The organism is Ruegeria sp. AL3, from assembly GCF_056536065.1.
The window spans coordinates 1,505,025-1,528,646 of the sequence record NZ_JBQFJG010000001.1; the positions used below are offsets into that span (position 1 = coordinate 1,505,025).

A 23,622-nucleotide genomic window follows, 5' to 3' on the forward strand; every position below is an offset into this window, starting at 1 on the left:
CATGGGCGCCTATATTCTAAGACGTTTGTTGCTGATCATCCCGACCCTTCTGGGCATCATGATCGTCAACTTCACGCTGGTACAATTCGTGCCTGGCGGGCCGGTTGAACAGATCATTGCCCAGATCGAAGGTCAGGGGGATGTTTTCGCCGGTTTTGCGGGTGCGGGCGATGCCGGCGCGGGGTCAGAGCCGGCGGGCGGCGTTTTCGACGACAAATATGTCGGTGCACGGGGCCTGCCGCCCGAGTTCATTGCTGAACTTGAAAAGGAATTCGGCTTCGACAAACCGCCCCTGGAACGTTTTCTGATCATGATGGGCAACTATCTGACGCTGGACTTCGGCGAGAGCTATTTCCGCTCGATCAGCGTGATTGATCTGGTGCTCGAGAAAATGCCGGTCTCGATCTCGCTGGGCCTGTGGTCAACGCTTATCGCCTATCTGGTTTCGATCCCTCTGGGCATTCGCAAGGCGATCAGGGACGGTTCGCAGTTCGACACGTGGACCAGCGCAGCGATCATCGTGGCCTATGCGATCCCTGGCTTCTTGTTTGCCATTCTGCTGTTGGTGCTTTTCGCCGGTGGATCCTATTGGCAGATCTTCCCGCTTCGGGGGCTGACATCTGACAACTGGGACAGCCTGAGTCTTTTTGGCAAAATCGCAGATTATTTCTGGCATATCGCGTTGCCGACCATCGCGCTGACGATCTCGGCCTTTGCGACATTGACGCTGCTGACCAAGAACTCGTTTCTCGATGAAATCAAAAAGCAATATGTCATGACCGCCCGCGCCAAAGGCCTGAGCGAACGCAAAGTGCTGTATGGCCATGTGTTCCGCAACGCGATGCTGATCGTCATAGCCGGATTTCCGGCCGTGTTCATCGGCGTGTTCTTCGGAGGTTCGATCATCATCGAAACGATCTTCTCACTTGATGGTCTAGGACGTCTGGGTTTTGAAGCCGCCGTGGCGCGGGATTACCCGGTGATTTTCGGCACGCTGTTCATCTTTGGCCTGATGGGGCTGGTGGTCGGCATCATCAGCGATCTGATGTATGTGCTGGTCGACCCGCGCATCGATTTTGAAAAGCGGGAGGGGTAAATGGCATTGTCCCCCCTGAACCAGCGCCGCTGGAGCAACTTTTGCCGCAACAAGCGCGCCTTCTGGTCGTTGATCATCTTCGCCGTGTTGTTCGGCCTGTCGCTGTTTGCCGAGTTCATCGCCAATGACAAACCGATTCTGGTGAAATACCGGGGCGAGTTCTACATGCCGGTCTTCAACTTCTACGCGGAAACCGATTTTGGCGGAGACTTCCAGACAGAGGCGATCTATCGCGACCCCGAGGTTCAGTGTCTGATAGACAGCGGCGGCCTGGAAGACTGTTTTGACGATCCCGAAGGCATTATCGAACAGATCGACGCCGGTACGTTCCAGGCGGAGGGGTTCGAGCGTGGCTGGTCGCTTTGGCCGCTGATCCCTTATTCCTACAACACGTCTGTGGACCGCCCCGGGGCTGCACCCTTGCCGCCCAACGGCCAGAACCTGCTGGGCACCGATGACACCAAGCGCGATGTGCTGGCACGGGTGATTTACGGCTTCCGCCTGTCGATCCTGTTCACGCTGCTGGTGACGGGTGCTGCCAGCCTGATCGGTATTTTCGCCGGTGCCGTACAGGGTTTCTTCGGCGGTTGGCTAGATCTGATCTTTCAGCGGATCATCGAGATCTGGTCCGCAACCCCGTCGCTTTATGTCATCATCATCATGTTCGCGGTGTTGGGGCGAAGTTTCTGGCTGCTGGTCGCGTTGATGATCCTGTTCAGCTGGACCGGGCTGGTTGGCGTGGTGCGCGCAGAATTCCTGCGGGCGCGAAACCTTGAATATGTGCGCGCTGCACGGGCATTGGGTGTGGGCAACATGACGATCATGTTCCGCCACATGCTGCCCAACGCAATGGTGGCCACGCTGACCTTCATGCCCTTCATCGTCACGGGCACCATAGGCGGGCTGGCTTCGCTGGATTATCTGGGTTTTGGTCTGCCGTCTTCGGCCCCCTCGCTGGGGGAGCTCACCTTGCAGGCAAAACAGAACCTTCAGGCCCCATGGCTGGCTTTCACGGCCTTTTTCACCTTTGCTATCATGCTGTCCCTGCTGGTCTTCATCTTTGAAGGCGTACGGGATGCGTTCGATCCCAGAAAGACTTTCTCATGAGCCTGCTGGATGTAAACAACCTGAAAGTCTCGTTCCGGCAGGACGGTCGGATCAGTGCTGCGGTTCGGGGCGTGTCATTCCATGTCGATCGCGGGGAAACCGTGGCGCTGGTGGGCGAATCCGGGTCGGGCAAATCTGTCACCGCGCTCAGCACCGTATCGTTGCTGGGCGACAGCGCGATCGTCGAAGGGTCCGTCACCTATGACGGGCAGGAGATGATCGGCGCCTCGGAGCAACGCCTGATGGATGTGCGCGGCAATGACATCAGCTTTATTTTCCAGGAGCCGATGACATCGCTGAACCCGCTGCACACGATCCAGAAGCAGATGGCGGAATCGCTGGCCCTGCATCAGGGGGTCACGGGCGATGTCGCGCGCGAACGAATTCTTGAACTGTTGAACAAGGTCGGTATCCGCGACCCCGAAGACCGGCTGGACAGCTATCCGCACCAGTTGTCTGGCGGACAGCGGCAGCGCGTGATGATCGCCATGGCGCTGGCGAACAAGCCGGACATCCTGATCGCCGATGAACCGACGACGGCGTTGGATGTAACCATTCAGGCACAGATCCTCGAGTTGCTGGCCAGTTTGCAGAAATCCGAAAACATGGGGATGCTGTTCATCACCCACGATCTGGGCATTGTGCGGCGCATCGCCGACCGGGTTTGCGTGATGAAGGATGGTGAGATCGTCGAGACCGGCGCGACCGCCGAGATCTTCGACAACCCGCAGCACCCCTATACCCGCAAGCTCCTGGCCGCGGAACCTTCGGGTCAGCCAGACGCCGTTGCAACAGATGCCGAGGAAGTCGCGCGTACGGATCATCTGAAAGTCTGGTTCCCGATCCAGCGCGGGTTTCTGAAACGCACGGTCGGCTATGTGAAGGCGGTGAATGACGCCACGCTGAGTGTACGCGCGGGTGAGACCTTGGGGATCGTGGGCGAAAGCGGGTCGGGTAAGACCACGCTGGCGCTTGCGATCATGCGCCTCATCGCGTCCGAAGGCGGCATCACCTTCCGCGATCAGGATGTGCGAAGATGGTCTACCAGCGAATTGCGCCGGCTGCGCAAGGATATGCAGATCGTGTTTCAGGACCCGTTCGGCAGCCTCAGCCCACGCATGACCTGTCAGCAGATCATCGCGGAAGGTCTGGCCATTCACAACATTGATCCTCATCGCGCGCCGCGCGAGCTGGTCGCTGAGGTGATGACCGAAGTGGGCCTGGATCCTGCGGCCATGGACCGATATCCGCACGAGTTTTCGGGCGGTCAGCGTCAGCGCATAGCCATTGCGCGCGCGATGGTCTTGCGGCCCAAGCTGCTGGTTCTGGACGAACCGACCAGCGCGCTGGACATGACGGTTCAGGTTCAGATCGTCGATCTGCTGCGCGATCTGCAAAAGAAATACGGGCTGGCGTATCTGTTCATCAGCCATGACCTGAAAGTTGTGCGGGCGATGTCGCACAAGGTGATCGTCATGCGAAACGGAGATGTGGTTGAAATGGGCACGGCCGAGGATTTGTTCGAAAATGCCCAGACCGACTATACCCGCGAATTGATTGCTGCGGCGGGCTGAGATCAGCCCGCCATCGTCAGGCCATCAGGCGCTGGCTTTTTCTTTGGCCGCCGTTTTCGGCACCGGCCCGCGCAGTTCTTCATAGTGATCAAAGCTCAGCTTGACCCACCCGGTTCCGCGCGTGGCACTGGCAAGAGTGCGATGCAACTCATCTTCGGCAACGGAGGGAATCAGAGCGTTGAAAATCTCCCAGCCTGATGCGTTCGGGTTGCCCTCAAATCCCAGAACCTGCCCTTGCAGAGAGCTGATCGTCGGCACGAGGTCGCCGACAAAATCAGAAGGCAGGTGGATTTCAGCGTTCAGGATCGGCTGCAAAACAACGGGCTTGGCCTGAGGCAGCGCTTCGCGCACGGCGTTCTTGCCCGCGGTACGGAAGGCATAATCCGAACTGTCTACGTTGTGATGCTTGCCGTCATGCAGCGTGACCTTCACATCCACCACCGGAAAACCCTCGGGTCCTTGCTCCAGCGCGTCTCTGGCGCCCTGTTCCACGGATGGAATGTAATTCTTGGGCACCGCGCCGCCCTTGACCACCTCTTCGAACTGGAACCCAGATCCGCGCGGCAGCGGCGCGACCGAGATCACCACATCCGCGAACTGCCCAGCCCCGCCGGATTGTTTGCGGTGTCTGTGGCGATGTTCGACAGGTGTTCGGATGGTTTCGCGATAGGCGGTTTCGACCGGGTCGGCTTCAATCTCGATCCCGAAATCCTCGGCCAGCTTGGCGGTCACGCGTCGCATGTGCTGCGGACCTTGAGACCCAAGAACGGCATGGCCGGTAAGCTCATCCTGTTGCAGGTGAAGGCCAGGGTCGATTTCGGCCAAGCGGCTCAGGGCGTTTGACAGGCGCACATCGTCCCGCTCATGCGCGGGCGAGACGATCTGACGATGCGCCACCGGATGCGAGGCCGCCCATTCCGGCAGTTCCGTCGCCGAATTGCTGTCGTAGAGGTAGCCGGGTTCGAGGTGATCGGATTTCACCGCCAGACCAATCTGCCCGGCCTCCAGCGTGGCGATCTGGGTTTTGGCATCCAGCGTTGTCAGATTGCCGACGGTCTCACCGCCCAAGGCTTCATGGGCTTGCACGCCGTCCCCCAGGCCGCGCAGAACCACGATTTTTCCGATGTGTTTTTTGACATCCGCGAAACCGGCAATGGCGCGGGCGCTGTCAGCGGCCTCGTCGCGCCCGGCGGCGATGTCAAATTCGGGGGCTTCGTGCCGCAGCGCCTTCATCAGACGCGTCAGCCCGTTGCCGTGACTTGCGGCACCCAGGCAGGCGGGAATCAACTGATGGTTCTGCAAAACCTGTGCCGCCAGATCATAGACCTCGCCACTTGGCGGTTGTTTGTCTTCGATCAGTTGTTCCAGCAGGTTGTCATCAAAATCGGACAGGGTTTCGAGCAGCTCGGTTCGCGCTTCCTGCTCGCGGTCTTCGACGGATTGAGGCAGTTCGATCAGGGCCGAGGGCTGACCCTCCTGATATTTCCAGGCCCGTTCCGAGATCAGATCAACCGCCCCGATGATCGTATCCCCTTCGCGGATCGGTACCTGACGCAGGGCAATGTGGTGGGTGCAGTATGTTTGCAGAGCGGCGATGATATCGCGGACGCGGCCATTGGGGTTGTCCATCCGGTTGATGAACAGAAAACAGGGGATGCCGGCCTCTTCGACCAACCGCAGGTAGGGCGCGCACAGAACGGCGGCATTTGGGTCTGGGGGCACCACGACCACGGCGGCGTCCGAAATCGCCATTGCGGGGCCAACATAGGCCAGCGCATCGCCGCCCCCATCGACGTCGATCGCGCACCAGGGCTCGTCCAGGTAAGAAAAACCGTGCAAATGCACGGTTCCGGAAACATCGAATGTGGTGGGGCGCCCGTCGAGGCGGCTGATGGCCTCGACAAGCGTAGATTTGCCCGATTGGCTGGGCCCGAGGACGGTGAAAACGCGCATGAGTGTTGTCCCTCTTTCAGGTTGCAGATTGGCTACACGAAAGGGACCGACCGACGCGTTGGCGCCGACAAGGGTTGTCTGTATTTTGCCCGCCTCAGACCGCAGAGCGAGATGCCGCCCTACAGCATGAGTGTGGGAAAAACCGCAGGCGTGCGTCAAGCCCCTGATGTTTTTTGCGCGTCACGGGCCGAATGTTGCCCGCCGAAAAAGGGTCAGATGGCCGAGCTGTGCCCGGCTTTGCTGAGGTCATAGGCGTCAAAGCTGCGGGCGATCATCCGGGTCAGCGCGCGCGCTTCGGGCGGTATGAAAAGCCCGGCTTCAGTGATTTGCAGCATCCCGTCGAAAGATGCATTGGCTGCGTGATACATCTCGTCCAGGTCAGAGGCTGAAATATCGTGATCCCGCAGGATTTCTGCTGAGTCGATCTTGAAATCGCACATCAATGCTTCGATCAGGCGGGCACGCAGAATGTCCTGACCTTTGAAAAGGTGCCCTCGGGATGTCGAAAACTGCCCATCGCGAATGGCTTTGGTATGGGCAGAGGTGGCCGGAGCGTTCTGCGCGTAACCTTGCGGGAAGCGCGAGATCGAGCTGGCCCCGACACCAATCAGAACATCGGCCTGATCGTCGGTGTAACCCTGGAAGTTCCGCTTGAGGCGGCCCGCGCGCAACGCGTGGGTCAGCCCGTCATCCTGAGTGGCGAAATGGTCGATGCCGATTTCGGCATAATTGTCCCAAAGGAACAAACGCCGGGCTGTGTCGAACAGTTCAAGACGTTGTTCGGGCGTTGGCAGTGCGTCCGACGGAATCAGCTGCTGCCGCTTGGCCATCCAGGGTACGTGGGCATAACCATAAAGTGCCACGCGATCCGGGCTGAGCGACAGGAGTTTCTGTACGCTTTCCGTCATGCGCGCCTTGGTCTGATGTGGCAGGCCGTAAAGAATATCCGCATTCAGGCTGGTGATGCCACGTTCACGGATCATGTCGATAGCGTCGCGCGTGGTGTCATAGCTTTGAATACGGCCTATGGTTTTCTGGATTTCGTCATCGAAATCCTGCACCCCAATCGAGGCGCGGTTCATGCCCGCGTCAGCCAGCGCATCCAGACGCGCCTCGTCAATCTCGTTCGGATCGATCTCGACCGAGAATTCGGCATCCGGCCCCATGGGGACGATACCCAGGATGTGTTGTGCCAATTCGCGCATCAATTGGGCGTTCAGCAACGTTGGTGTGCCGCCGCCCCAGTGCAGACGCGACAGGACCACACCCTCAGGCAGACGTGCCGCCAGAAGGTCCAGTTCGGCCTTCAGAACATCGACATAGGCGATTACCGGGTTGTCGGTTTGTGTGCCTTGTGTCCGGCAGGCGCAGAACCAGCATAACCTGCGGCAGAATGGGACATGAATGTACAGCGAAATTGCACTGCCGGGTTTGATCCCGGAAATCCAGTCGCCAAACATATCTGCTCCCACGTCGTTGTTGAAGTGGGGGGCGGTGGGGTAGCTTGTGTAACGCGGTACTTTCGCGTCAAAAAGTCCAAGCTTTGCCAATTGTGGTTTCACTATCATGGCGATACCCTTATGCGACAGGCGACACAGGTGCTTTGATGGAGATCAAGTGGGAACGCGCATGACAGTAAAAGCACAATTTGACCATTCAAATTGCGGAGATTGCCCGATTCGTCATCGCGCCGTCTGTGCCCGTTGTGATGCCGATGAGCTGGAAGAGCTTGAAAGCATTAAATATTACCGCAGTTTTGAGGCGGGTCAGACGATTATCTGGTCTGGGGATCAGATGAGTTTTGTCGGCTCGGTTGTGGCCGGAATCGCGTCGTTGACCCAGACGATGGAAGATGGCCGCACCCAAATGGTTGGTCTGCTGCTGCCAAGCGACTTTGTTGGCCGCCCGGGTCGCGATACTGCGCCTTATGATGTTCAGGCTACGACGGATGTCGTGATGTGCTGTTTCCGCAAGAAACCGTTCGAAGAGTTGATGGACCACACCCCGCATATCGCCCATCGTCTTTTGCAGATGACTTTGGACGAGCTTGATGCCGCCCGCGAGTGGATGCTGGTTCTGGGGCGCAAAACGGCGCGTGAGAAGATTGCCAGTTTGTTGTCAATTATCGCCCGCCGGGACGGTTCAATCAGTCAAAAAGCTGTATCAGGACCCATTGTGTTCGACCTGCCCCTGACCCGAGAAGCAATGGCGGATTACCTGGGTTTGACATTGGAAACGGTCAGTCGCCAGATATCAGCTTTGAAAAAAGACGGGGTGATCACGCTTGAAGGAAAGCGGCACGTGACCATCCCCGATCTGGGCCGCCTGATGGAAGAGGCGGGTGACGATTCGGATGGCGGCTTTCCGGTCTGACGTAATAGGCTTTTGACCACTGACAGCCGCCGCAGTCTTTTTCGCGGGATATCTAATTCAGGAGCTCGGCATGGAATTTACCAGTTTGTTGGCAATGCTTTTGGTCGGCGCAATCGCCGGTTGGCTTTCCGGAAAGATCATGGAGGGCAGGGGTTTTGGCCTTTTCGGAAACATAGTTGTCGGAATCGTAGGCGCGTTTCTGGCGGGGTTGATATTTCCGGCGCTTGGATTTGCCGTTGGCGGCGGCCTGTTGTCGTCTATCCTATTCGCAACAGCAGGTGCCGTGATCCTGTTGTTCCTGATAGGCCTGATCCGCAGAGGATGACAAAAGAGAGGATGACAAAAGCCGCCAAGTCGGGCGGCTTTTGATGGGCGTATCAATGGGCCAGGAATACCGGTACGCCAGACTGCTCCAGCATGTTGCGTGTTGCGCCGCCCAGAATGGCCTCGCGAAAACGGGAATGACCGTAAGCGCCCATGACGATCAGATCCGATTCTGTATCGGATGCGTGACGGTTGAGAATATCCGACACGCGCGTCATGCTTTTGCTTAGCACATCAATCTCACATTTGACCCCGTGACGGGACAGCATCTGTGACAGCATTCCGCCCGGATCAGACCGGTCCGGACCATGGCGAGGCGGATCGATGACCACGATTCGGACCAGCTCGGCCTGTTTCAGGAAGGGCAGGGCGTGACGAATGGCGCACATGGCCTCTACGCTTTCGTTCCAACCTATCATGATATTGCGCGGCACCGTCAGGGGCTCGACGTCGTCCGGTACGACCAGAACCGGGCAATGCCCTTCGAACATGGCGGCTTCGATGATGGGCTCGGCCTCGGCACCGCGGTCTTTTCCATAAGGGTGCGGCAGGACCACCAGATCGGAAAACCGTGCCCTATGCGCGACATGGCGTCCGATATCGGCAATCTGCGCGACACCATGCTCGGCGGACCAGCGAACGCCGGACTTGCCAAGGTAGTCATTGGCAAAGTTTAACAGCTCCTGGGCCTCGGCGTTGGCCCGGCTCAGTGTTTCCTGAACGATCAGCGCATTGGCACCCGCATAGTAGTAACCTGTCTGACTGCGATCGACGCCAAGGCACAGGGCTTCGGCATGTGCATCCTGCGATTCCGCCAGGGCCACCATCTGCGCCAGAGCGGCGGGTGCTGTCTGCGTTTCGGTCATGACAGTGAGTAGAGATTTGTAAGTCATTGCGACCTCATGATTCGGGCATTTGGTCTCATGTGACCAGTTGGCCTGTTTCCTTTACAATGCGTGTCACAGAAAACGCAGAACTGTCTTGATACAGATCAAAGCAGTAACAGCCGCCGTGCTTCAGAACGGCAGCCAGTCAAATGGGTTTCGCGCGTATAAGAATCAAAAACGCGCGGGGCATGGCAAAGGGACGCAATATGTCGAATTACATCAAGCTGATCGTGCTTGGTCTGATCGCGCTGTTTGCAGCGATCGGAACCAATTATGCACGCGATTTGGCGTATCAGGTACATGCACTGCTGGTGATGCTTATCGCCGGTGGCCTGTTTATCTGGACGCTTCGAAACACTGACGAGCCAGATATTCTAGTCGACCGCTCGGGCGAATACATGGATGACGTGATCCGCTATGGCGTGATCGCAACCGCCTTCTGGGGCGTGATCGGGTTTCTGGCCGGGACCTTCATCGCATTTCAGCTGGCTTTTCCGGTGCTGAACTTTGAATGGGCACAGGGGTATCTGAATTTCGGTCGTTTGCGTCCGCTGCATACGTCGGCAGTGATTTTTGCCTTTGGCGGCAACGCATTGATCGCAACGTCGTTCTACGTCGTTCAGCGTACCAGCGCGGCGCGGCTTTGGGGCGGCAATCTGGCCTGGTTCGTTTTCTGGGGCTATCAGCTGTTCATCGTGCTGGCGGCGACGGGTTATGTTCTGGGCGGAACGCAGTCCAAGGAATATGCCGAACCTGAATGGTATGTCGATCTGTGGCTGACCATTGTCTGGGTCGCCTATCTGGCTGTCTACTTGGGTACGATCATAAAGCGGAAAGAACCCCACATATATGTGGCCAACTGGTTCTATCTGGCCTTTATCGTCACCGTCGCCATGCTGCATCTGGTCAACAACATGACCGTTCCTGTCAGCATCTGGGGTTCGAAATCGGTCATCGTCTGGTCGGGCGTGCAGGATGCCATGATCCAGTGGTGGTATGGCCACAACGCGGTGGGCTTTTTCCTGACTGCCGGCTTCCTGGGCATGATGTACTACTTCATTCCGAAGCAGGCCGAGCGTCCGGTGTTCTCGTACAAGCTGTCGATCATCCACTTCTGGGCGCTGATCTTCCTGTACATCTGGGCCGGCCCGCACCACCTGCATTATACTGCGCTACCTGACTGGGCCTCGACGCTGGGCATGGTGTTCTCGGTGATCCTGTGGATGCCGTCCTGGGGTGGTATGATCAACGGTCTGATGACCCTGTCGGGCGCGTGGGACAAGCTGCGCACCGACCCTGTGATCCGGATGATGGTGATCTCGGTCGGCTTCTACGGCATGTCCACCTTCGAAGGCCCGATGATGTCGATTCGCGCGGTGAACTCGCTGAGCCACTACACCGACTGGACAATTGGTCACGTGCACTCGGGCGCGTTGGGCTGGAACGGCATGATCACCTTTGGTGCGCTGTACTTCCTTGTGCCTGTCCTGTGGAAGCGTGAGCGTCTGTACTCGCTGCAAATGGTCAGCTGGCACTTCTGGCTCGCCACCATCGGTATCGTGCTTTACGCCGCGTCGATGTGGGTCACCGGTATCATGGAAGGCCTGATGTGGCGCGAAGTGGATGCCAACGGCTTCCTGGTGAACTCGTTCGCCGACACCGTGGCTGCCAAGTTCCCGATGTATGTGGTGCGTGCTCTGGGTGGCGTGATGTTCGTCGCCGGTTCGCTGATCATGTGCTACAACCTGTGGATGACTGTGCGGAAAGCGCCGGCCAAAGAGGCCAGCCTGACCGTCGCGGTCCCGGCTGAATAAGGAGGGCCGGAGCAATGGCAATTCTCGACAAACACAAGATCCTCGAGACCAACGCGACCCTCCTGCTGATCTTCAGCTTTCTGGTCGTGACCATCGGTGGCATCGTACAGATCACCCCGCTGTTCTATCTTGAGAACACAATCGAAAAGGTGGAGGGCATGCGCCCTTACACCCCCCTCGAGATGGCGGGTCGCGAGATCTACATCCGCGAAGGCTGCTATGTCTGCCACAGTCAGATGATCCGTCCGATGCGGGATGAGGTCGAACGCTATGGCCACTACTCGCTGGCGGCGGAATCGATGTACGATCACCCGTTCCAGTGGGGGTCCAAACGGACCGGACCGGATCTGGCGCGTGTCGGTGGCCGCTATTCCGATCAATGGCATGTCGACCACCTGCGGGATCCGCAATCCGTTGTGCCTGAATCGGTGATGCCGAAATACGGCTTCCTCGAACATCGCAAAATTGACGGCAAGTACATCGGTGATGTGATGGCCGCCAATGCTCTGGTCGGGACGCCTTATTCCGAAGAGATGCTGGAAAACGCACAAGCCGACTTCCTCGCTCAGGCTGACCCGGACAGCGACTATGACGGGCTGCTGGAGCGCTATGGTGACAAGGTCAACGTGCGCAACTTCGACGGCCAGCCCGAGTTGACCGAAGCTGATGCGTTGGTTGCCTATCTTCAGATGCTGGGCACGTTGGTCGATTTCTCGACCTTCACCCCGGACGCAAGCCGCTAAAGGAGGATCGTGATGGAAGAATACACAATTCTCAGGCAGTTCGCGGATAGCTGGATGCTGCTGCTGTTGTTCGCCTTCTTCGTTGGTATCGTCATCTGGGTTTTCCGCCCCGGTGCCAGCAAGGAATACAAGGACACCGCCAACATCCCCTTCCGGCATCAAGACAAACCCGCCACATCCAAGGAGGCGCGGCAATGAGCAAGACACCTGAAAAACAGCCGGGTGATCCGAACACAACCGGGCACAGCTGGGACGGGATCGAAGAGTTCGACAACCCGATGCCGCGCTGGTGGCTGTGGACCTTCTACGCCACTATCTTCTGGGGCGTGATCTACACGATTATGTATCCAGCATGGCCCCTGGTCCAGTCGGCCACCGCCGGCGTCATGGGCTGGTCTTCTCGGGCTTTGGTCCAGCAGGAGATGGTCGCATTCGAAGAGGCAAATGCACCCTGGAACGCCAAACTGGTGGAAACACCGCTGGAAGACATCGCGCAGGACGCTGAGCTTCAGCAATATGCCGTGAACTCTGGCGGTGCCGTGTTCCGTACATGGTGTGCGCAGTGCCACGGTTCCGGTGCGCAGGGCGCGCCGGGTTTCCCGAACCTGCTGGATGACGCCTGGCTGTGGGGTGGTACGATGGAAGATATCGTCTACACCGTCAGCTATGGTATCCGGAACGAAGAAAGTGACGATGCGCGCTATTCCGAGATGCCTGCCTTCGGTGAAATCCTGGAGCATGACGAAATCACGCAGGTGGTTCAGTATGTCATGTCGCTGAGCAATGCTCAGACCGATGACGCGGCGGCACAGGCGGGCAAGGTTGTCTTCGAAGACAACTGCGTGTCCTGCCATGGTGAAGATGGCAAAGGTGACATCTTCCAGGGGGCGCCGAACCTGACCGACGCGATCTGGCTTTATGGCGGTAGCGAAGAAGCTCTGACCGAAACAGTGACCTACAGCCGCTTTGGCGTCATGCCGAACTGGGATACCCGCCTGACCGAGGCGCAGATCCGTGCGGTATCCGCCTATGTCCACCAGTTGGGTGGTGGCCAGTAAGACCTAGAGGGCACCTTCGGGCGGCTGGCCGCCCGAAGGCTGTAGCACCGGCTGTTCCATCTGTTCGCGCGTTTCCTGAACAGCCGGTGCTTTTTTACACTGAATTCCTTTTGTTTTGCCATTCCGTTCTTTGCAACGACGGCTTATCACCCGCGTTCGGGCAGGGCTGACCCGGGGCTGCGACAATTGGTCGGTACTTGGAAAACTGCATGTACCACGTGCAGCTGGTATCGCGCCACAAGCAGATTTTCCGCCAAAATAGGCTCAAAATCGGGTAAAATACCTGATTTCCAGCCTCGGTAAGAAGGGCGGATCTTCAAAAGATGTTTGCTCGATGCGCTTTTTGACCCATGTCAAAGTTCGCCTAGGCATGATCTGGAACAAGACGTCTTCAGAAGACCCATTTGTGGAGCCAGCCAGTGAGCGATTCCGATCCCGCCCCCAGCCTTTACGCCGCGCGTGAGCCGATTTTTCCAAGACGTGTTTCGGGGCCGTTTCGAAACCTGAAATGGATCATCCTCATCGTGACGCTGGGCATTTACTATGTGACGCCCTGGATCAGATGGGATCGCGGCCCCAGCCTGCCTGATCAGGCTGTCCTGCTGGATCTTGCAAATCGACGTTTTTATTTCTTCTGGATCGAGATCTGGCCGCACGAATTCTACTTTGTCGCTGGTCTGCTGATCATGGCAGGTTTGGGTCTGTTCCTGTTTACGTCGGCTCTGGGTCGCGTTTGGTGCGGATATGCATGCCCGCAAACCGTCTGGACGGACCTGTTCATTCTGGTCGAGCGGTGGATTGAAGGCGACAGAAACGCCCGCCTGCGCCTGCACCGTCAGGAAAAGCTTGATTTCCGAAAGGCTCGCTTGCGGGTCACCAAATGGGCGGTCTGGTTTCTGATCGGTTTGGCGACAGGTGGTGCCTGGGTGTTCTATTTCGCGGATGCACCCACGCTGGCCCGTGATCTTGTGACGGGCAACGCGCATCCCGTTGCCTATACGACGATGTTGATCCTGACGGGTACAACCTTCTTCTTCGGCGGGTTCGCCCGCGAGCAGATCTGTATCTATGCCTGCCCTTGGCCGCGCATTCAGGCGGCCATGATGGATGAGGACACGCTGGTTGTCGGCTATCGCGAATGGCGGGGTGAACCGCGCGGCAAAGGCAAGCGGACGGCCGATTCTGAGTTGGGGGATTGCATCGACTGTATGGCCTGCGTGAATGTCTGCCCTGTCGGGATCGATATTCGGGATGGCCAGCAGCTGGAATGTATCACCTGTGCCCTTTGTATCGACGCGTGTGATGACATGATGGCCAAGATCGGCAAGCCACGAGGGCTGATCGACTACATGGCGCTAAGCGATGAAGCCCACGAGCGATCCGGCGAGCCCGCCAAGAATGTCTGGAAGCACATTCTGAGGCCGCGTACGATTTTGTACACCGCATTGTGGGCGCTGGTCGGGTTCGGGCTGCTGTTTGCGCTCTTCATCCGTTCTGACATTGATCTGACTGTTGCACCGGTTCGCAACCCCACTTTCGTCACCCTGTCGGACGGTACAATCCGCAACACCTATGACGTTCGTCTGCGCAACAAGCACGGTGAGGACCGTCTTTTCAAACTGTCATTGGCGGGCGATCCGGCGATGCGACTGGAAATCGAGGGAACCAATATCGATACTGTGAATGTCACGGCGGATACGGCACAATTGACCCGTGTATATATCGTGGCCTCCCGCAATAGCGATCCGGCCGCAGCAGATGCGACACCAGTACGGATCTGGGTCGAAGACCTCAGCAGCGGCGAACGCGCATACAAGGACACCACGTTCAACGGACGAGGGAACTGATCATGGCCGAACGTAAATTCACCGGAAAGCACGCCCTTGCCGTGTTTGTCGGCGCTTTTGGCGTGATCATCGCGGTGAACCTCGTGCTGGCGTACAATGCGGTGAAAACCTTTCCCGGGCTGGAGGTCAAGAACTCCTACGTCGCCAGCCAGGAGTTCAACGAGCGCCTGAAAGAGCAGCAGGCGCTGGGCTGGACAGTTCGGGCGGAAACCAAAGGCGGCCTTCTGATCCTGCACATCACCGACGAAAGCGGTGCGCCGGTTGAGGTGAGCGAATTGCAGGCCGTGGTCGGTCGGGCAACCCATGTGCGCGACGACTTCGTGCCGGATTTTACGTTCGACGGTACAGCCTATGCCACGCCTGCTACACTGGGCAAGGGCAACTGGAACATCCGGTTGGTGGCGCGTGACGGAAACGGCGCCGAATTCTCGCAGCGCGTCCCGCTTTACGTAAAGGGGTAAGCATGACGGCTCAGCTTTCATCCGGCACAGCAGCCTGCCCGGGCTGCCTTGCGGCCCCGGCAGAACCGGCCCGGCCCATACCGGAGGATGTGCAGATCGCTTTGTCGCTGCCGGGCATTCATTGCTCGGCCTGTATCGCGACGGTCGAGCGTGAACTGAACGCGCATCCCGGTGTCGAAGACGCCCGGGTGAACCTGACGCTCAAACGCGCGATGATCAAAGCCACGCCGGAAACGCGTGCAAGCGATCTGATCCCGGTGCTTGAACAGGCAGGATTCGAAGCACATGAGCTTGATCCGGGGGCTTTGTCCGCAACCCAGACGGACAAGGCCGGGCGTGATCTTCTGATGCGGCTGGCCGTGGCCGGGTTTGCATCCATGAACGTGATGTTGCTGTCGGTGTCGGTCTGGTCCGGTGCGACGGATGCAACGCGGGACATGTTCCACTGGATTTCAGCGGCCATCGCGCTGCCGGCCATTGCGTTCTCGGCCCAGCCGTTCTTTGCCAATGCCTGGAGCGCCCTGCGCGTGCGACGGCTGAATATGGATGTGCCGATTGTACTGGCGATCCTGTTGGCGCTGGTCACGTCGCTGTGGGAAACCGCGTTGAGCGGCGAGCATGCCTATTTCGACGCAGCCCTGACATTGACCTTCTTTCTGCTGGCCGGACGGTATCTGGATTACCGCACCCGTGCCGCGGCGCGATCTGCGGCCGAAGAATTGACCGCGTTGGAAGTTCCCCGCGCCGTTCGTGTCGCCGATGGGGTTGAAGATGAAGTTCCCGTTGCCGAGTTGCGCGTCGGTGATCTGATCCTTGTCCGACCGGGTGGGCGCATGCCCGTGGACGGCCAGATCGTGTCGGGTCAGTCCGAACTGGATCGATCCCTTCTGACGGGCGAGACGGTGCCAGTCTTTGCCGAGGCCGGGCAGGCTGTGAGCGCGGGTGAAGTCAACCTGACGGGTCCGTTGACAATCCGGGCAACGGCGGTCGGGGAAGACACGTCGCTCCATCGTATGGCTGATCTGGTCGCCATCGCCGAGTCTGGCCGGTCCCGGTACACCTCGTTGGCCGATAAGGCTGCCAAGCTGTATGCGCCCGGCGTTCACATTCTGTCGGCGCTCAGCTTTGTTGGGTGGTACATCTATTCCGGTGATTTGCGCACGGCGCTGAACATCGCGGCGGCTGTTCTGATTATTACCTGCCCCTGTGCGTTGGGTCTGGCCGTGCCAGCGGTAACCACGGCCGCGTCGGGCCGGTTGTTCCGCAAGGGAATGCTGATCAAGCACGCCACGGCACTGGAACGGCTGTCCGAAGCTGACACAGTTGTATTCGACAAGACGGGAACGCTGACATCCGGCGCACCGGAACTGGTCAATCTGGCAGACCATGCACGGGCCAAGGTCGAGGTCGCTCTGGCGCTGGCCGAGGCTTCTGCACATCCCTTGTCCGTATCATTGGCAAAAGCGGCGCGTGCGGCAGGCATCAAACCAGCAAATGTGCGGGGAGTAGCCGAGGTTCCCGGCTATGGCACCGAGGGCGAATTCCGTGGTCAGCGTGTTCGTCTGGGGCGGGCGGCCTGGGTCGGCGCGGATCAGGGCACAGACACTTCGGCCTGGCTGGCAATCGGCGAGGACGCACCCGTGGCCTTCCGATTCTCGGACGCGTTGCGCCCGGGCGCCGCTGAGGCGGTGGATGCCCTGCGTGCTTCGGGCAAGCGTGTACTTCTGATTTCAGGGGATTCGCAGGGGGCGGTGCGCGCCTTGGCGGAAAAACTGGGAATTGCGGATTGGATTGCCGAGGCTTTGCCGCAGGACAAGGCAAGACGCATTCAGGATCTCAGCGATGAAGGCCACAAAGTTCTGATGGTTGGCGACGGGCTGAACGATACCGCCGCTTTGGCGGCGGCGCATGTGTCGATCTCTCCGGCCTCTGCGCTGGATGCGGCGCGGGTCGCGTCAGATATCGTGCTGTTGGGCAATGATCTTTCGCCCATTGCGGATGCGTGTGACACGGCCGTCAAAGCCACCAGACGCATTCGCGAAAACTTCCAGATCGCAACCGTTTACAACGTGATCGCCGTTCCTCTGGCCGTGATCGGACTGGCGACACCGCTGATCGCGGCCTTGGCGATGTCGACCTCGTCCATTACCGTGTCCCTGAACGCCCTGCGGTTGAGGTAATCTGAATGGAAGTGCTTGCTTATCTGATCCCGATTTCCCTGTTCCTGGGGGGCGTTGGTCTGGCGGCCTTCGTATATACCGTTCGTACGAACCAGTACGAAGACCCCGAAGGTGACGCGCGCCGGATCCTGAGCGACGAATGGGATGACAAACCCAAACCCTGAACGAATGCCCCATAGAGGCAGAGTTGAACCAACTGCCCTTGAAATTGCCGCAATGCCCGGCTATGTCCGGCCCATCCGCTAGCAGAGAGAACACGCCAAATGGCCACCACCAATCCGATCCAGTTCATTCAGCAAGTCCGTGCCGAAGTCTCCAAGGTCGTCTGGCCGACCCGGCGCGAGGTGCTGTTGACCACGGTAATGGTCTTCATCATGGCGGCGCTGACGGCTGTATTTTTCGCTTTGGTCGATTTGGGTATCCGGGGTGGTCTTCAACTGATCCTGGGTGCTTTCAGCTAGACGGGATCAGCGCGCTGAAACGTCTCTGCCCCCTTGCGCTGCGGGCAATGTCAGAGTAGGTGACGCGGTACTATTCGGAATGGGCGTGTGGCGATTCGGGCTGCGCGCCGCTTTTTATTCCGGATGGCGTGGCAAGATTTTAATGACGGGTGTGTCCGGTACGCTTGATACCCCGAAGACAAACAAGGACGACAGGTTCATGGCGAAACGGTGGTACTCGGTCAGCGTTCTTTCGAATTTCGAAAAGAAGATCGCAGAACAGATCCGCACGTCGGTGGCTGAACAGGGCCTTGAGGACGATATCGACGAAGTTCTGGTGCCCACCGAAGAGGTGATCGAAGTGCGCCGGGGCAAGAAGGTCACGACCGAACGCCGATTTATGCCTGGTTACGTTCTGGTGCATATGGAAATGTCGGATCAGGGGTACCACCTGATCAACTCGATCAACCGCGTCACCGGTTTCCTGGGCCCGCAAGGCCGCCCGATGCCGATGCGCGACGCCGAAGTGAACCAGATCCTGAACCGTGTTCAGGAAGGTGAAGAAGCACCCAAGCTGATGATCAGCTTCGAGGTCGGTGAGAAGGTCAAAGTCAACGATGGCCCGTTCGAAGATTTCGACGGCATGGTCGAAGGTGTGGACGACGAAAACCAGAAGCTGAAGGTTTCGGTTTCGATCTTCGGCCGGGAAACTCCGGTCGAGCTGGATTTCACGCAGGTCACCAAGCAGAGCTGAGGAAACACTCCTCGAGAATTGAAACGCCGCGATGCCAAGGGCAACGCGGCGTTTTTTGTTTGGGTATTCGCTGAAAACGTGTCGACCTATTGCGCCTGCACCATGGCCGCGCGCAAAAGTTGCGGGCGGTCGGTCTGCGAGGGCAGGAACACAGCCTGCGATCCGGCGTCCAGGGCCGACAGGCTCGCGTCATACCACTGCATCGCAAGATCGCGACGTTTCTGTACACCGAAGCCTTCGCGCAGATGGTGGCCAATCAGTTCGCCATAGGCGGGCTCACCCATTGCGACCAACATCAGGGCAGACCCAAGCGCGGCATCCATGTTGTCCTGACGATAGCCAATCGCAAGGCAAACCTTACTTGTCGCGGCAAGGTCTTGGGGGCTGAGGCCCGAGTCCAGCGCCAGCTTGCGCATCTGGGTTTCAGCCTCGGTTTTCGAATTGATAGACAGAGCATCAACCTGAGGCGCCACCATTTCACCATACGAGTCGCATTGAGCACTCACCTGCTCCGGCGTCAGCCCCTGGATATCCTGAATCAGATCTTCACCGCGCGCCATCGCGTAGCTGCGGGCAAGACAGAACTGCTCGCTGAGCGCAAAGTCGGGATCGGACATGTTCGCCAGGGTCGTATAGCCGCCATTGGTAGATGTTTGCAGCATGACCCCGCTACAGCGATTGGCCAGCGACGGGCCTCCGGTGCCGCCGGAAAACAGGCTCGGCAGGCTGGCAGACGTTGTTTCGGTTGTCTCCGGCTCAGGTTCTTGCGGTGTCGCAACCGGAACAGGTTGTGCCGGGGCGGCTTGTGCCGGCGCCTGAGGGGCAGTAGCCAAAGCAGATCCCGTCTGCACCTGACGGCGATACGCCATCAGAAGCGGTTGGCCCGCAAGTTGAGTCGTTGCCTGTCCACCGCTTGTGGCCCAATAGTAGGCTTGCATCAGAAAATCATACTGATACGGCTGAAAATCATAGCCGTTTATAGGATAACCCATCGAGGCCTGATAGCGTTCGATTGCGGACCGGGTGCCACGACCGACCTGACCATCGACCCTTCCTGCATTGTATCCGAAGTAATTGAGCGCGGTCTGGGTTTGCGCGCCTTGCGTGGTCGACGGAATGCCTGACCGATAGGTGCGGTTCGATGTAGTTGTTCTCTGAGATTTCTTCTTTTGTTGGTCCTTGCCGATTGCGTAACCAACGATCCCGCCGACGACCGCACCACCGAGAAACTCTCCAGCGTCGGCCCGCGCCGTTTGAGGGATGGCAGCAGCAAGAGAAAAGGCGATGCCAAGAATTAAAGCTAAACGAAGTATCATAATTAACCTCCACCAATAATCACAATTTTTAAGGAGTATAGCACGGTCATCTGCGTTGTGGCGAAGCAAGCGCCAATGTCGCGTTCAATTGGCGGCAAACTGGCGGTTTTACATGTCTTTGCTGATTGTTAGAGGAACTTAAAACCGCGCGGACATTCGCGTGTAATCACGCAGGCAGCAAGAATCCTCTCAGGGTTTGATTCGGTACAACCCGAATGGTGCGCCAACCACTTGTCATCTCTCCTGATCCCATGTAAACGCCGCCTCTATCGTCTTCGGGCGAGATTCTCTCGTGGGAGGTTGCCGGGGTCGCGATCCCGGACCGGACCACGCAACATAATCTGGGTGGGACGCGTTTCACCCAAGTTGAAAGGAAAACCAAATGGCCAAGAAGCTTGCTGGTACAATGAAACTGCAGGTTCCTGCAGGTCAGGCGAACCCGTCGCCGCCAGTTGGTCCGGCGCTGGGTCAGCGCGGCATCAACATCATGGAATTCTGCAAGGCGTTCAACGCCAAAACCGCAGACATGGAGCAGGGCGCACCTTGCCCAACCGTGATCACCTATTATCAGGACAAGTCCTTCACCATGGACATCAAGACGCCACCCGCGTCTTACTACCTGAAAAAAGCAGCTGGTCTGAAGCCGGTCGGCAAGCGTAACCGCCCCCGTGGCGCGGAAAACCCCGGTCGTGAGACCGTGGCCACCGTGACCTCGAAGCAGGTTCGTGAAATCGCCGAAGCCAAAATGAAAGATCTGAACGCCAACGACGTCGAAGGCGCAATGCAGATCATCCTGGGCTCGGCCCGCTCTATGGGTATCGAGGTGAAGTAAGATGGCAAAACTCGGTAAACGTACCCGCGCTGCGCGCGAAGCTGTCGCCGGCAAGGAAAACCTGTCGGTTGAAGAAGCAGTTGCCCTGGTCAAAGCCAATGCAACCTCGAAATTCGACGAGACCATCGAAATCGCACTGAACCTGGGCGTTGACACCCGCCACGCGGACCAGATGGTTCGCGGCGTTGTCGGCCTGCCGAACGGCACCGGTAAAGCGATGCGCGTTGCTGTTTTCGCTCGTGGCCCCAAGGCCGATGAGGCGAAAGAAGCAGGTGCGGACATCGTTGGCGCAGAAGACCTGATGGAAACCATTCAGGGCGGCACCATCGAATTCGATCGCTGCATCGCAACCCCGGACATGATGCCGATCGTCGGTCGTCTGGGTAAAGTTCTGGGCCCCCGCAACCTGATGCCGAACCCCAAGGTTGGTACCGTGACCATGGACGTGAAAGCGGCCGTGGAAGCAGCCAAGGGCGGTGAAGTTCAGTTCAAGGCGGAAAAAGGCGGCGTTGTGCATGCCGGTGTTGGCAAAGCGTCGTTCGACGAAGCCAAACTGGCTGAAAACGTCCGCGCGTTTGTCTCGGCTGTTGCCAAAGCGAAACCGTCGGGCGCCAAAGGCACCTATATGAAGAAAATCGCGCTGAGCTCGACCATGGGCCCGGGTGTGACTCTGGATGTGGCAGAGGCGTCGGGCGAGTAAGCCTTAGCGCATATCTTGAAGATTTGATCCCGGGTGGTGCGAACTGCCCGGGATCTTTTTACGATCGGTCAAATGTCGGCAATGTAGCCCAACTCAGCGATCTTGGTTTAGGGCAACGGAATCCCGCATTCTCTTTGAAAAAACTTCAGGACGCGATTTGCGCCCGACAAACGGAATGTGGCGCTGCCCTTGTTGCTAGAAAATGTTACTGAGTCAGCCCCCCTTTGCGACATAAGACGCACTATCTTTACGTCGTCCTCTGGGCGCGTCGCGATGAACAGTTTACCGCGCGACTCTTGGGCCTGACTAAGCGGAAAAGACTGATCTGCCACGGTTAAACTCGCGTTGCTTGCCCCAGACCTTGTGGCTTTCATACCGATCATCGGTGTAACGGCTTTGCGCCGTGCTGACCCCCACAGGCGGACGACGGCCTCTGCGGTGTCGACGTTACAATTTCCGGAGTTACACTTAAAAGCTTGACAGCTTAGCCCATCTTTTGGCGTTTGGAATTTCGAGACATTCCAGCCTGAAATTGAAGCCTTCTTGAGTACTTGGCCTTCTTGTGCGGATGCCATTCCAGACAGCACTAAGAAGTAGGCAGAAATCAAAATCAATCGCAAAGACTTTTTCCTTTCGAGTGGCTCGCTTTTCGGCAGGGCTTGAGACTTAGTAACGCCGTAGCCGGTGTTATCTTGATTGTGAAGCCAATAGGTGGAAATTGCGATGGCGTGCTACAGCGAAAGTGCAGCGTCAGTGGACTTCAAACCGAATCAAAGAAGCAACTCGTTCGACAAGATTTGTCCGCAAAGTCGTTATTCCTTCGGAAGTTTGCGAGGCTACGGAAGCGCATAACCAACATACCTCGGATCTGCCTTCCTATTACCCAAATTTACCCCTTGGAAACCCTGCCCATCTGCCCTAAGAAGACCTGCGGAACAAAGCGTGCGATTCGTCGTGCGCTTTGTTTCGTTTCGTCCAAGACGGTGGGTGGGTCCATTCGGCCCCTTAATTCCCTGCCTGAGACGGGTAAGACCAAAGAATTCTGGGGGTCCCACCCTCGGGCGCATTTTGGCCAATCCCGTAACAAGGACCTGAACGCCGGAGCGAAAGCTGCGGCAAATATGAGCCGGGGTGAGATTTCGCCCCTAACTTGGAGAGAACTGTGGATAGAGCCCAGAAAGAGAAAGTGGTCGAGGAACTCGGCCAAATCTTCGAAAGCTCTGGCGTCGTAGTGGTTGCCCACTACGCCGGTCTGACAGTTGCCGAGATGCAGGACCTGCGCGCGCGTGCACGCGAAGCGGGCGGTTCCGTGCGTGTTGCCAAAAACAGGCTCGCCAAAATCGCCCTTGAGGGTAAGCCGTGTGAAAGCATGGCCGACCTGCTGACAGGGATGACCGTTCTGACCTATTCCGAGGACCCTGTGGCAGCAGCCAAAGTGGCCGAGGACTTCGCCAAGGAGAACAAGAAGTTCGAAATCCTTGGCGGTGCAATGGGCGAGAACGCTCTGGACCGCAAAGGCGTCGAAGCTGTTTCGAAAATGCCGTCTCGCGAGGAGCTTATTGCTTCGATCGTGGGCTGCATTGGCGCACCTGCTTCGAACATCGCCGGCGCGATTGGCGCACCTGCAAGCAATATCGCAAGCATCCTTTCCACCATCGAAGAGAAGGCGGAAGCTGCGTAAGCGGTTGGCACTGAATGATCTGCGTGGGGCATTTGCCCTGACGTTGGAACACACACTGTAAACGGAAAGAGCTGATAAAATGGCTGATCTGAAAGCACTCGCAGAAAGCATCGTGGGTCTGACCCTGCTGGAAGCACAAGAACTGAAAACCATCCTCAAAGACGAATACGGCATCGAGCCCGCAGCTGGCGGCGCCGTAATGGTCGCAGGTGCAGCTGGCGACGCCGGCGGTGCAGCTGAGGAAGAAAAAACCGAATTCGACGTCGTTCTGAAGAACGCCGGCGCATCGAAAATCAACGTCATCAAAGAAGTTCGCGGCATCACCGGCCTGGGCCTGAAAGAAGCCAAAGAACTGGTCGAAGCCGGCGGCAAGATCAAAGAAGGCGTGGACAAAGCAGAAGCAGAAGACGTCAAAGCCAAGCTGGAAGCAGCTGGCGCCGAAGTCGAGCTGGCCTAAGCTTATCCTCAGGTGCATCGCTGAT

The 23,622-nt window shown here is 58.0% G+C and carries 23 protein-coding genes; 19 read left to right on the forward strand and 4 right to left on the reverse strand.

What is annotated here, in order from left to right; genetic code table 11:
• Window position 1: 1 nt before the first annotated feature.
• The 3 genes from ACR3E6_RS07575 to ACR3E6_RS07585 are packed head-to-tail and all read left to right on the forward strand — an operon-like array spanning window position 2 to window position 3,777.
• Entirely contained in the window at window positions 2-1,096 is a 1,095-nt protein-coding gene (locus tag ACR3E6_RS07575; protein ID WP_152459198.1) for a microcin C ABC transporter permease YejB, read from the forward strand.
• Entirely contained in the window at window positions 1,097-2,203 is a 1,107-nt protein-coding gene (locus tag ACR3E6_RS07580) for an ABC transporter permease (protein WP_209835521.1), read from the forward strand.
• Window positions 2,200-3,777 carry an ABC transporter ATP-binding protein gene (locus ACR3E6_RS07585; RefSeq protein ID WP_480486559.1) on the forward strand — a complete coding sequence of 526 codons (1,578 nt, stop codon included), beginning with the start codon at window positions 2,200-2,202 and terminating at the stop codon, window positions 3,775-3,777. Before ACR3E6_RS07580 ends, ACR3E6_RS07585 begins: the two co-directional genes overlap by 4 nt.
• Window positions 3,778-3,801: 24 nt before the next feature.
• On the opposite strand, the gene ACR3E6_RS07590 is transcribed toward ACR3E6_RS07585, so the two are convergent.
• A complete protein-coding gene (locus ACR3E6_RS07590) occupies window positions 3,802-5,730 on the reverse strand; it encodes an elongation factor G (RefSeq protein ID WP_480486561.1) in 1,929 nt (642 codons plus the stop codon).
• Window positions 5,731-5,942: 212 nt separating this feature from the next.
• Window positions 5,943-7,298, reverse strand: a complete 1,356-nt coding sequence (gene hemN / locus ACR3E6_RS07595; protein WP_171725112.1) for an oxygen-independent coproporphyrinogen III oxidase — start codon at window positions 7,296-7,298, stop codon at window positions 5,943-5,945.
• A gap of 61 nt (window positions 7,299-7,359) precedes the next feature.
• Between hemN and fnrL the strand changes: the two genes are divergently transcribed.
• Both fnrL and ACR3E6_RS07605 read left to right on the forward strand, forming a co-directional pair.
• Complete coding sequence (fnrL, locus tag ACR3E6_RS07600) at window positions 7,360-8,103, forward strand: transcriptional regulator FnrL (RefSeq protein WP_171638263.1); 744 nt, start codon at window positions 7,360-7,362, stop codon at window positions 8,101-8,103.
• Between the two features lie 70 nt (window positions 8,104-8,173).
• The gene (locus ACR3E6_RS07605) at window positions 8,174-8,428 is read left to right on the forward strand and encodes a GlsB/YeaQ/YmgE family stress response membrane protein (protein ID WP_152459192.1); all 255 of its coding nucleotides are present in this window, start codon (window positions 8,174-8,176) and stop codon (window positions 8,426-8,428) included.
• A 52-nt stretch (window positions 8,429-8,480) separates the two neighbouring features.
• On the opposite strand, the gene ACR3E6_RS07610 is transcribed toward ACR3E6_RS07605, so the two are convergent.
• Entirely contained in the window at window positions 8,481-9,320 is an 840-nt protein-coding gene (locus tag ACR3E6_RS07610) for a universal stress protein (RefSeq protein WP_171638259.1), read from the reverse strand.
• Between the two features lie 200 nt (window positions 9,321-9,520).
• Between ACR3E6_RS07610 and ccoN the strand changes: the two genes are divergently transcribed.
• From ccoN to nusG, 10 genes are all read left to right on the forward strand, one after another.
• On the forward strand, window positions 9,521-11,128 hold the full coding sequence (gene ccoN / locus ACR3E6_RS07615) for a cytochrome-c oxidase, cbb3-type subunit I (RefSeq protein ID WP_171638257.1): 1,608 nt from the start codon (window positions 9,521-9,523) through the stop codon (window positions 11,126-11,128).
• A gap of 14 nt (window positions 11,129-11,142) precedes the next feature.
• Complete coding sequence (ccoO, locus tag ACR3E6_RS07620; protein WP_152459189.1) at window positions 11,143-11,871, forward strand: cytochrome-c oxidase, cbb3-type subunit II; 729 nt, start codon at window positions 11,143-11,145, stop codon at window positions 11,869-11,871.
• Window positions 11,872-11,883: 12 nt separating this feature from the next.
• A complete protein-coding gene (locus tag ACR3E6_RS07625) occupies window positions 11,884-12,069 on the forward strand; it encodes a CcoQ/FixQ family Cbb3-type cytochrome c oxidase assembly chaperone (protein WP_050605006.1) in 186 nt (61 codons plus the stop codon).
• Window positions 12,066-12,929 carry a cytochrome-c oxidase, cbb3-type subunit III gene (ccoP, locus tag ACR3E6_RS07630; RefSeq protein WP_171638254.1) on the forward strand — a complete coding sequence of 288 codons (864 nt, stop codon included), beginning with the start codon at window positions 12,066-12,068 and terminating at the stop codon, window positions 12,927-12,929. The genes ACR3E6_RS07625 and ccoP overlap by 4 nt, the downstream gene beginning before the upstream one ends.
• Before the next feature lie 419 nt (window positions 12,930-13,348).
• Window positions 13,349-14,776 (forward strand): cytochrome c oxidase accessory protein CcoG, encoded by a 1,428-nt coding sequence (gene ccoG, locus ACR3E6_RS07635; protein ID WP_171638252.1) that lies wholly within the window; start codon window positions 13,349-13,351, stop codon window positions 14,774-14,776.
• Window positions 14,777-14,778: 2 nt separating this feature from the next.
• Entirely contained in the window at window positions 14,779-15,237 is a 459-nt protein-coding gene (locus ACR3E6_RS07640; protein ID WP_171638250.1) for a FixH family protein, read from the forward strand.
• A gap of 2 nt (window positions 15,238-15,239) precedes the next feature.
• Entirely contained in the window at window positions 15,240-17,417 is a 2,178-nt protein-coding gene (locus ACR3E6_RS07645; RefSeq protein WP_480486565.1) for a heavy metal translocating P-type ATPase, read from the forward strand.
• A 5-nt stretch (window positions 17,418-17,422) separates the two neighbouring features.
• Window positions 17,423-17,581, forward strand: coding sequence for a cbb3-type cytochrome oxidase assembly protein CcoS (ccoS, locus tag ACR3E6_RS07650; RefSeq protein ID WP_152459183.1), 159 nt, complete (start codon window positions 17,423-17,425; stop codon window positions 17,579-17,581).
• A 99-nt stretch (window positions 17,582-17,680) separates the two neighbouring features.
• On the forward strand, window positions 17,681-17,878 hold the full coding sequence (gene secE, locus ACR3E6_RS07655) for a preprotein translocase subunit SecE (protein ID WP_050605011.1): 198 nt from the start codon (window positions 17,681-17,683) through the stop codon (window positions 17,876-17,878).
• 199 nt (window positions 17,879-18,077) lie between these two features.
• Entirely contained in the window at window positions 18,078-18,611 is a 534-nt protein-coding gene (nusG, locus tag ACR3E6_RS07660; RefSeq protein ID WP_152459924.1) for a transcription termination/antitermination protein NusG, read from the forward strand.
• A gap of 86 nt (window positions 18,612-18,697) precedes the next feature.
• Here the strand turns inward: nusG and ACR3E6_RS07665 are convergent, their stop codons facing one another.
• Window positions 18,698-19,927, reverse strand: a complete 1,230-nt coding sequence (locus ACR3E6_RS07665; protein WP_480486568.1) for a peptidoglycan-binding domain-containing protein — start codon at window positions 19,925-19,927, stop codon at window positions 18,698-18,700.
• Between the two features lie 382 nt (window positions 19,928-20,309).
• Between ACR3E6_RS07665 and rplK the strand changes: the two genes are divergently transcribed.
• From rplK to rplL, 4 genes are all read left to right on the forward strand, one after another.
• Window positions 20,310-20,759 carry a 50S ribosomal protein L11 gene (gene rplK, locus ACR3E6_RS07670; protein ID WP_037314971.1) on the forward strand — a complete coding sequence of 150 codons (450 nt, stop codon included), beginning with the start codon at window positions 20,310-20,312 and terminating at the stop codon, window positions 20,757-20,759.
• A gap of 1 nt (window position 20,760) precedes the next feature.
• Window positions 20,761-21,459, forward strand: coding sequence for a 50S ribosomal protein L1 (gene rplA / locus ACR3E6_RS07675; RefSeq protein WP_480486570.1), 699 nt, complete (start codon window positions 20,761-20,763; stop codon window positions 21,457-21,459).
• Window positions 21,460-22,621: 1,162 nt separating this feature from the next.
• Window positions 22,622-23,140 carry a 50S ribosomal protein L10 gene (gene rplJ, locus ACR3E6_RS07680; protein ID WP_171638240.1) on the forward strand — a complete coding sequence of 173 codons (519 nt, stop codon included), beginning with the start codon at window positions 22,622-22,624 and terminating at the stop codon, window positions 23,138-23,140.
• A 79-nt stretch (window positions 23,141-23,219) separates the two neighbouring features.
• Window positions 23,220-23,597 carry a 50S ribosomal protein L7/L12 gene (rplL, locus tag ACR3E6_RS07685; protein ID WP_152459178.1) on the forward strand — a complete coding sequence of 126 codons (378 nt, stop codon included), beginning with the start codon at window positions 23,220-23,222 and terminating at the stop codon, window positions 23,595-23,597.
• The last annotated feature ends 25 nt before the right edge of the window (window positions 23,598-23,622 follow it).

Excerpts from the sequence above, each read along its gene's own strand:
- ACR3E6_RS07585 (WP_480486559.1), top strand. The coding sequence starts at position 2,200 with ATGAGCCTGCTGGATGTAAACAACCTGAAAGTCTCGTTCCGGCAGGAC.
- ACR3E6_RS07665 (WP_480486568.1), bottom strand. The coding sequence starts at position 19,927 with ATGATACTTCGTTTAGCTTTAATTCTTGGCATCGCCTTTTCTCTTGCT.
- ccoP (WP_171638254.1), top strand. The coding sequence starts at position 12,066 with ATGAGCAAGACACCTGAAAAACAGCCGGGTGATCCGAACACAACCGGG.
- rplA (WP_480486570.1), top strand. The coding sequence starts at position 20,761 with ATGGCAAAACTCGGTAAACGTACCCGCGCTGCGCGCGAAGCTGTCGCC.
- ACR3E6_RS07640 (WP_171638250.1), top strand. The coding sequence starts at position 14,779 with ATGGCCGAACGTAAATTCACCGGAAAGCACGCCCTTGCCGTGTTTGTC.
- hemN (WP_171725112.1), bottom strand. The coding sequence starts at position 7,298 with ATGATAGTGAAACCACAATTGGCAAAGCTTGGACTTTTTGACGCGAAA.
- ACR3E6_RS07605 (WP_152459192.1), top strand. The coding sequence starts at position 8,174 with ATGGAATTTACCAGTTTGTTGGCAATGCTTTTGGTCGGCGCAATCGCC.
- ACR3E6_RS07645 (WP_480486565.1), top strand. The coding sequence starts at position 15,240 with ATGACGGCTCAGCTTTCATCCGGCACAGCAGCCTGCCCGGGCTGCCTT.
- ACR3E6_RS07580 (WP_209835521.1), top strand. The coding sequence starts at position 1,097 with ATGGCATTGTCCCCCCTGAACCAGCGCCGCTGGAGCAACTTTTGCCGC.
- rplL (WP_152459178.1), top strand. The coding sequence starts at position 23,220 with ATGGCTGATCTGAAAGCACTCGCAGAAAGCATCGTGGGTCTGACCCTG.
- nusG (WP_152459924.1), top strand. The coding sequence starts at position 18,078 with ATGGCGAAACGGTGGTACTCGGTCAGCGTTCTTTCGAATTTCGAAAAG.
- ACR3E6_RS07625 (WP_050605006.1), top strand. The coding sequence starts at position 11,884 with ATGGAAGAATACACAATTCTCAGGCAGTTCGCGGATAGCTGGATGCTG.
- ACR3E6_RS07590 (WP_480486561.1), bottom strand. The coding sequence starts at position 5,730 with ATGCGCGTTTTCACCGTCCTCGGGCCCAGCCAATCGGGCAAATCTACG.
- fnrL (WP_171638263.1), top strand. The coding sequence starts at position 7,360 with ATGACAGTAAAAGCACAATTTGACCATTCAAATTGCGGAGATTGCCCG.
- ccoN (WP_171638257.1), top strand. The coding sequence starts at position 9,521 with ATGTCGAATTACATCAAGCTGATCGTGCTTGGTCTGATCGCGCTGTTT.
- ACR3E6_RS07610 (WP_171638259.1), bottom strand. The coding sequence starts at position 9,320 with ATGACTTACAAATCTCTACTCACTGTCATGACCGAAACGCAGACAGCA.
- ccoO (WP_152459189.1), top strand. The coding sequence starts at position 11,143 with ATGGCAATTCTCGACAAACACAAGATCCTCGAGACCAACGCGACCCTC.
- secE (WP_050605011.1), top strand. The coding sequence starts at position 17,681 with ATGGCCACCACCAATCCGATCCAGTTCATTCAGCAAGTCCGTGCCGAA.
- rplK (WP_037314971.1), top strand. The coding sequence starts at position 20,310 with ATGGCCAAGAAGCTTGCTGGTACAATGAAACTGCAGGTTCCTGCAGGT.
- ccoS (WP_152459183.1), top strand. The coding sequence starts at position 17,423 with ATGGAAGTGCTTGCTTATCTGATCCCGATTTCCCTGTTCCTGGGGGGC.
- ACR3E6_RS07575 (WP_152459198.1), top strand. The coding sequence starts at position 2 with ATGGGCGCCTATATTCTAAGACGTTTGTTGCTGATCATCCCGACCCTT.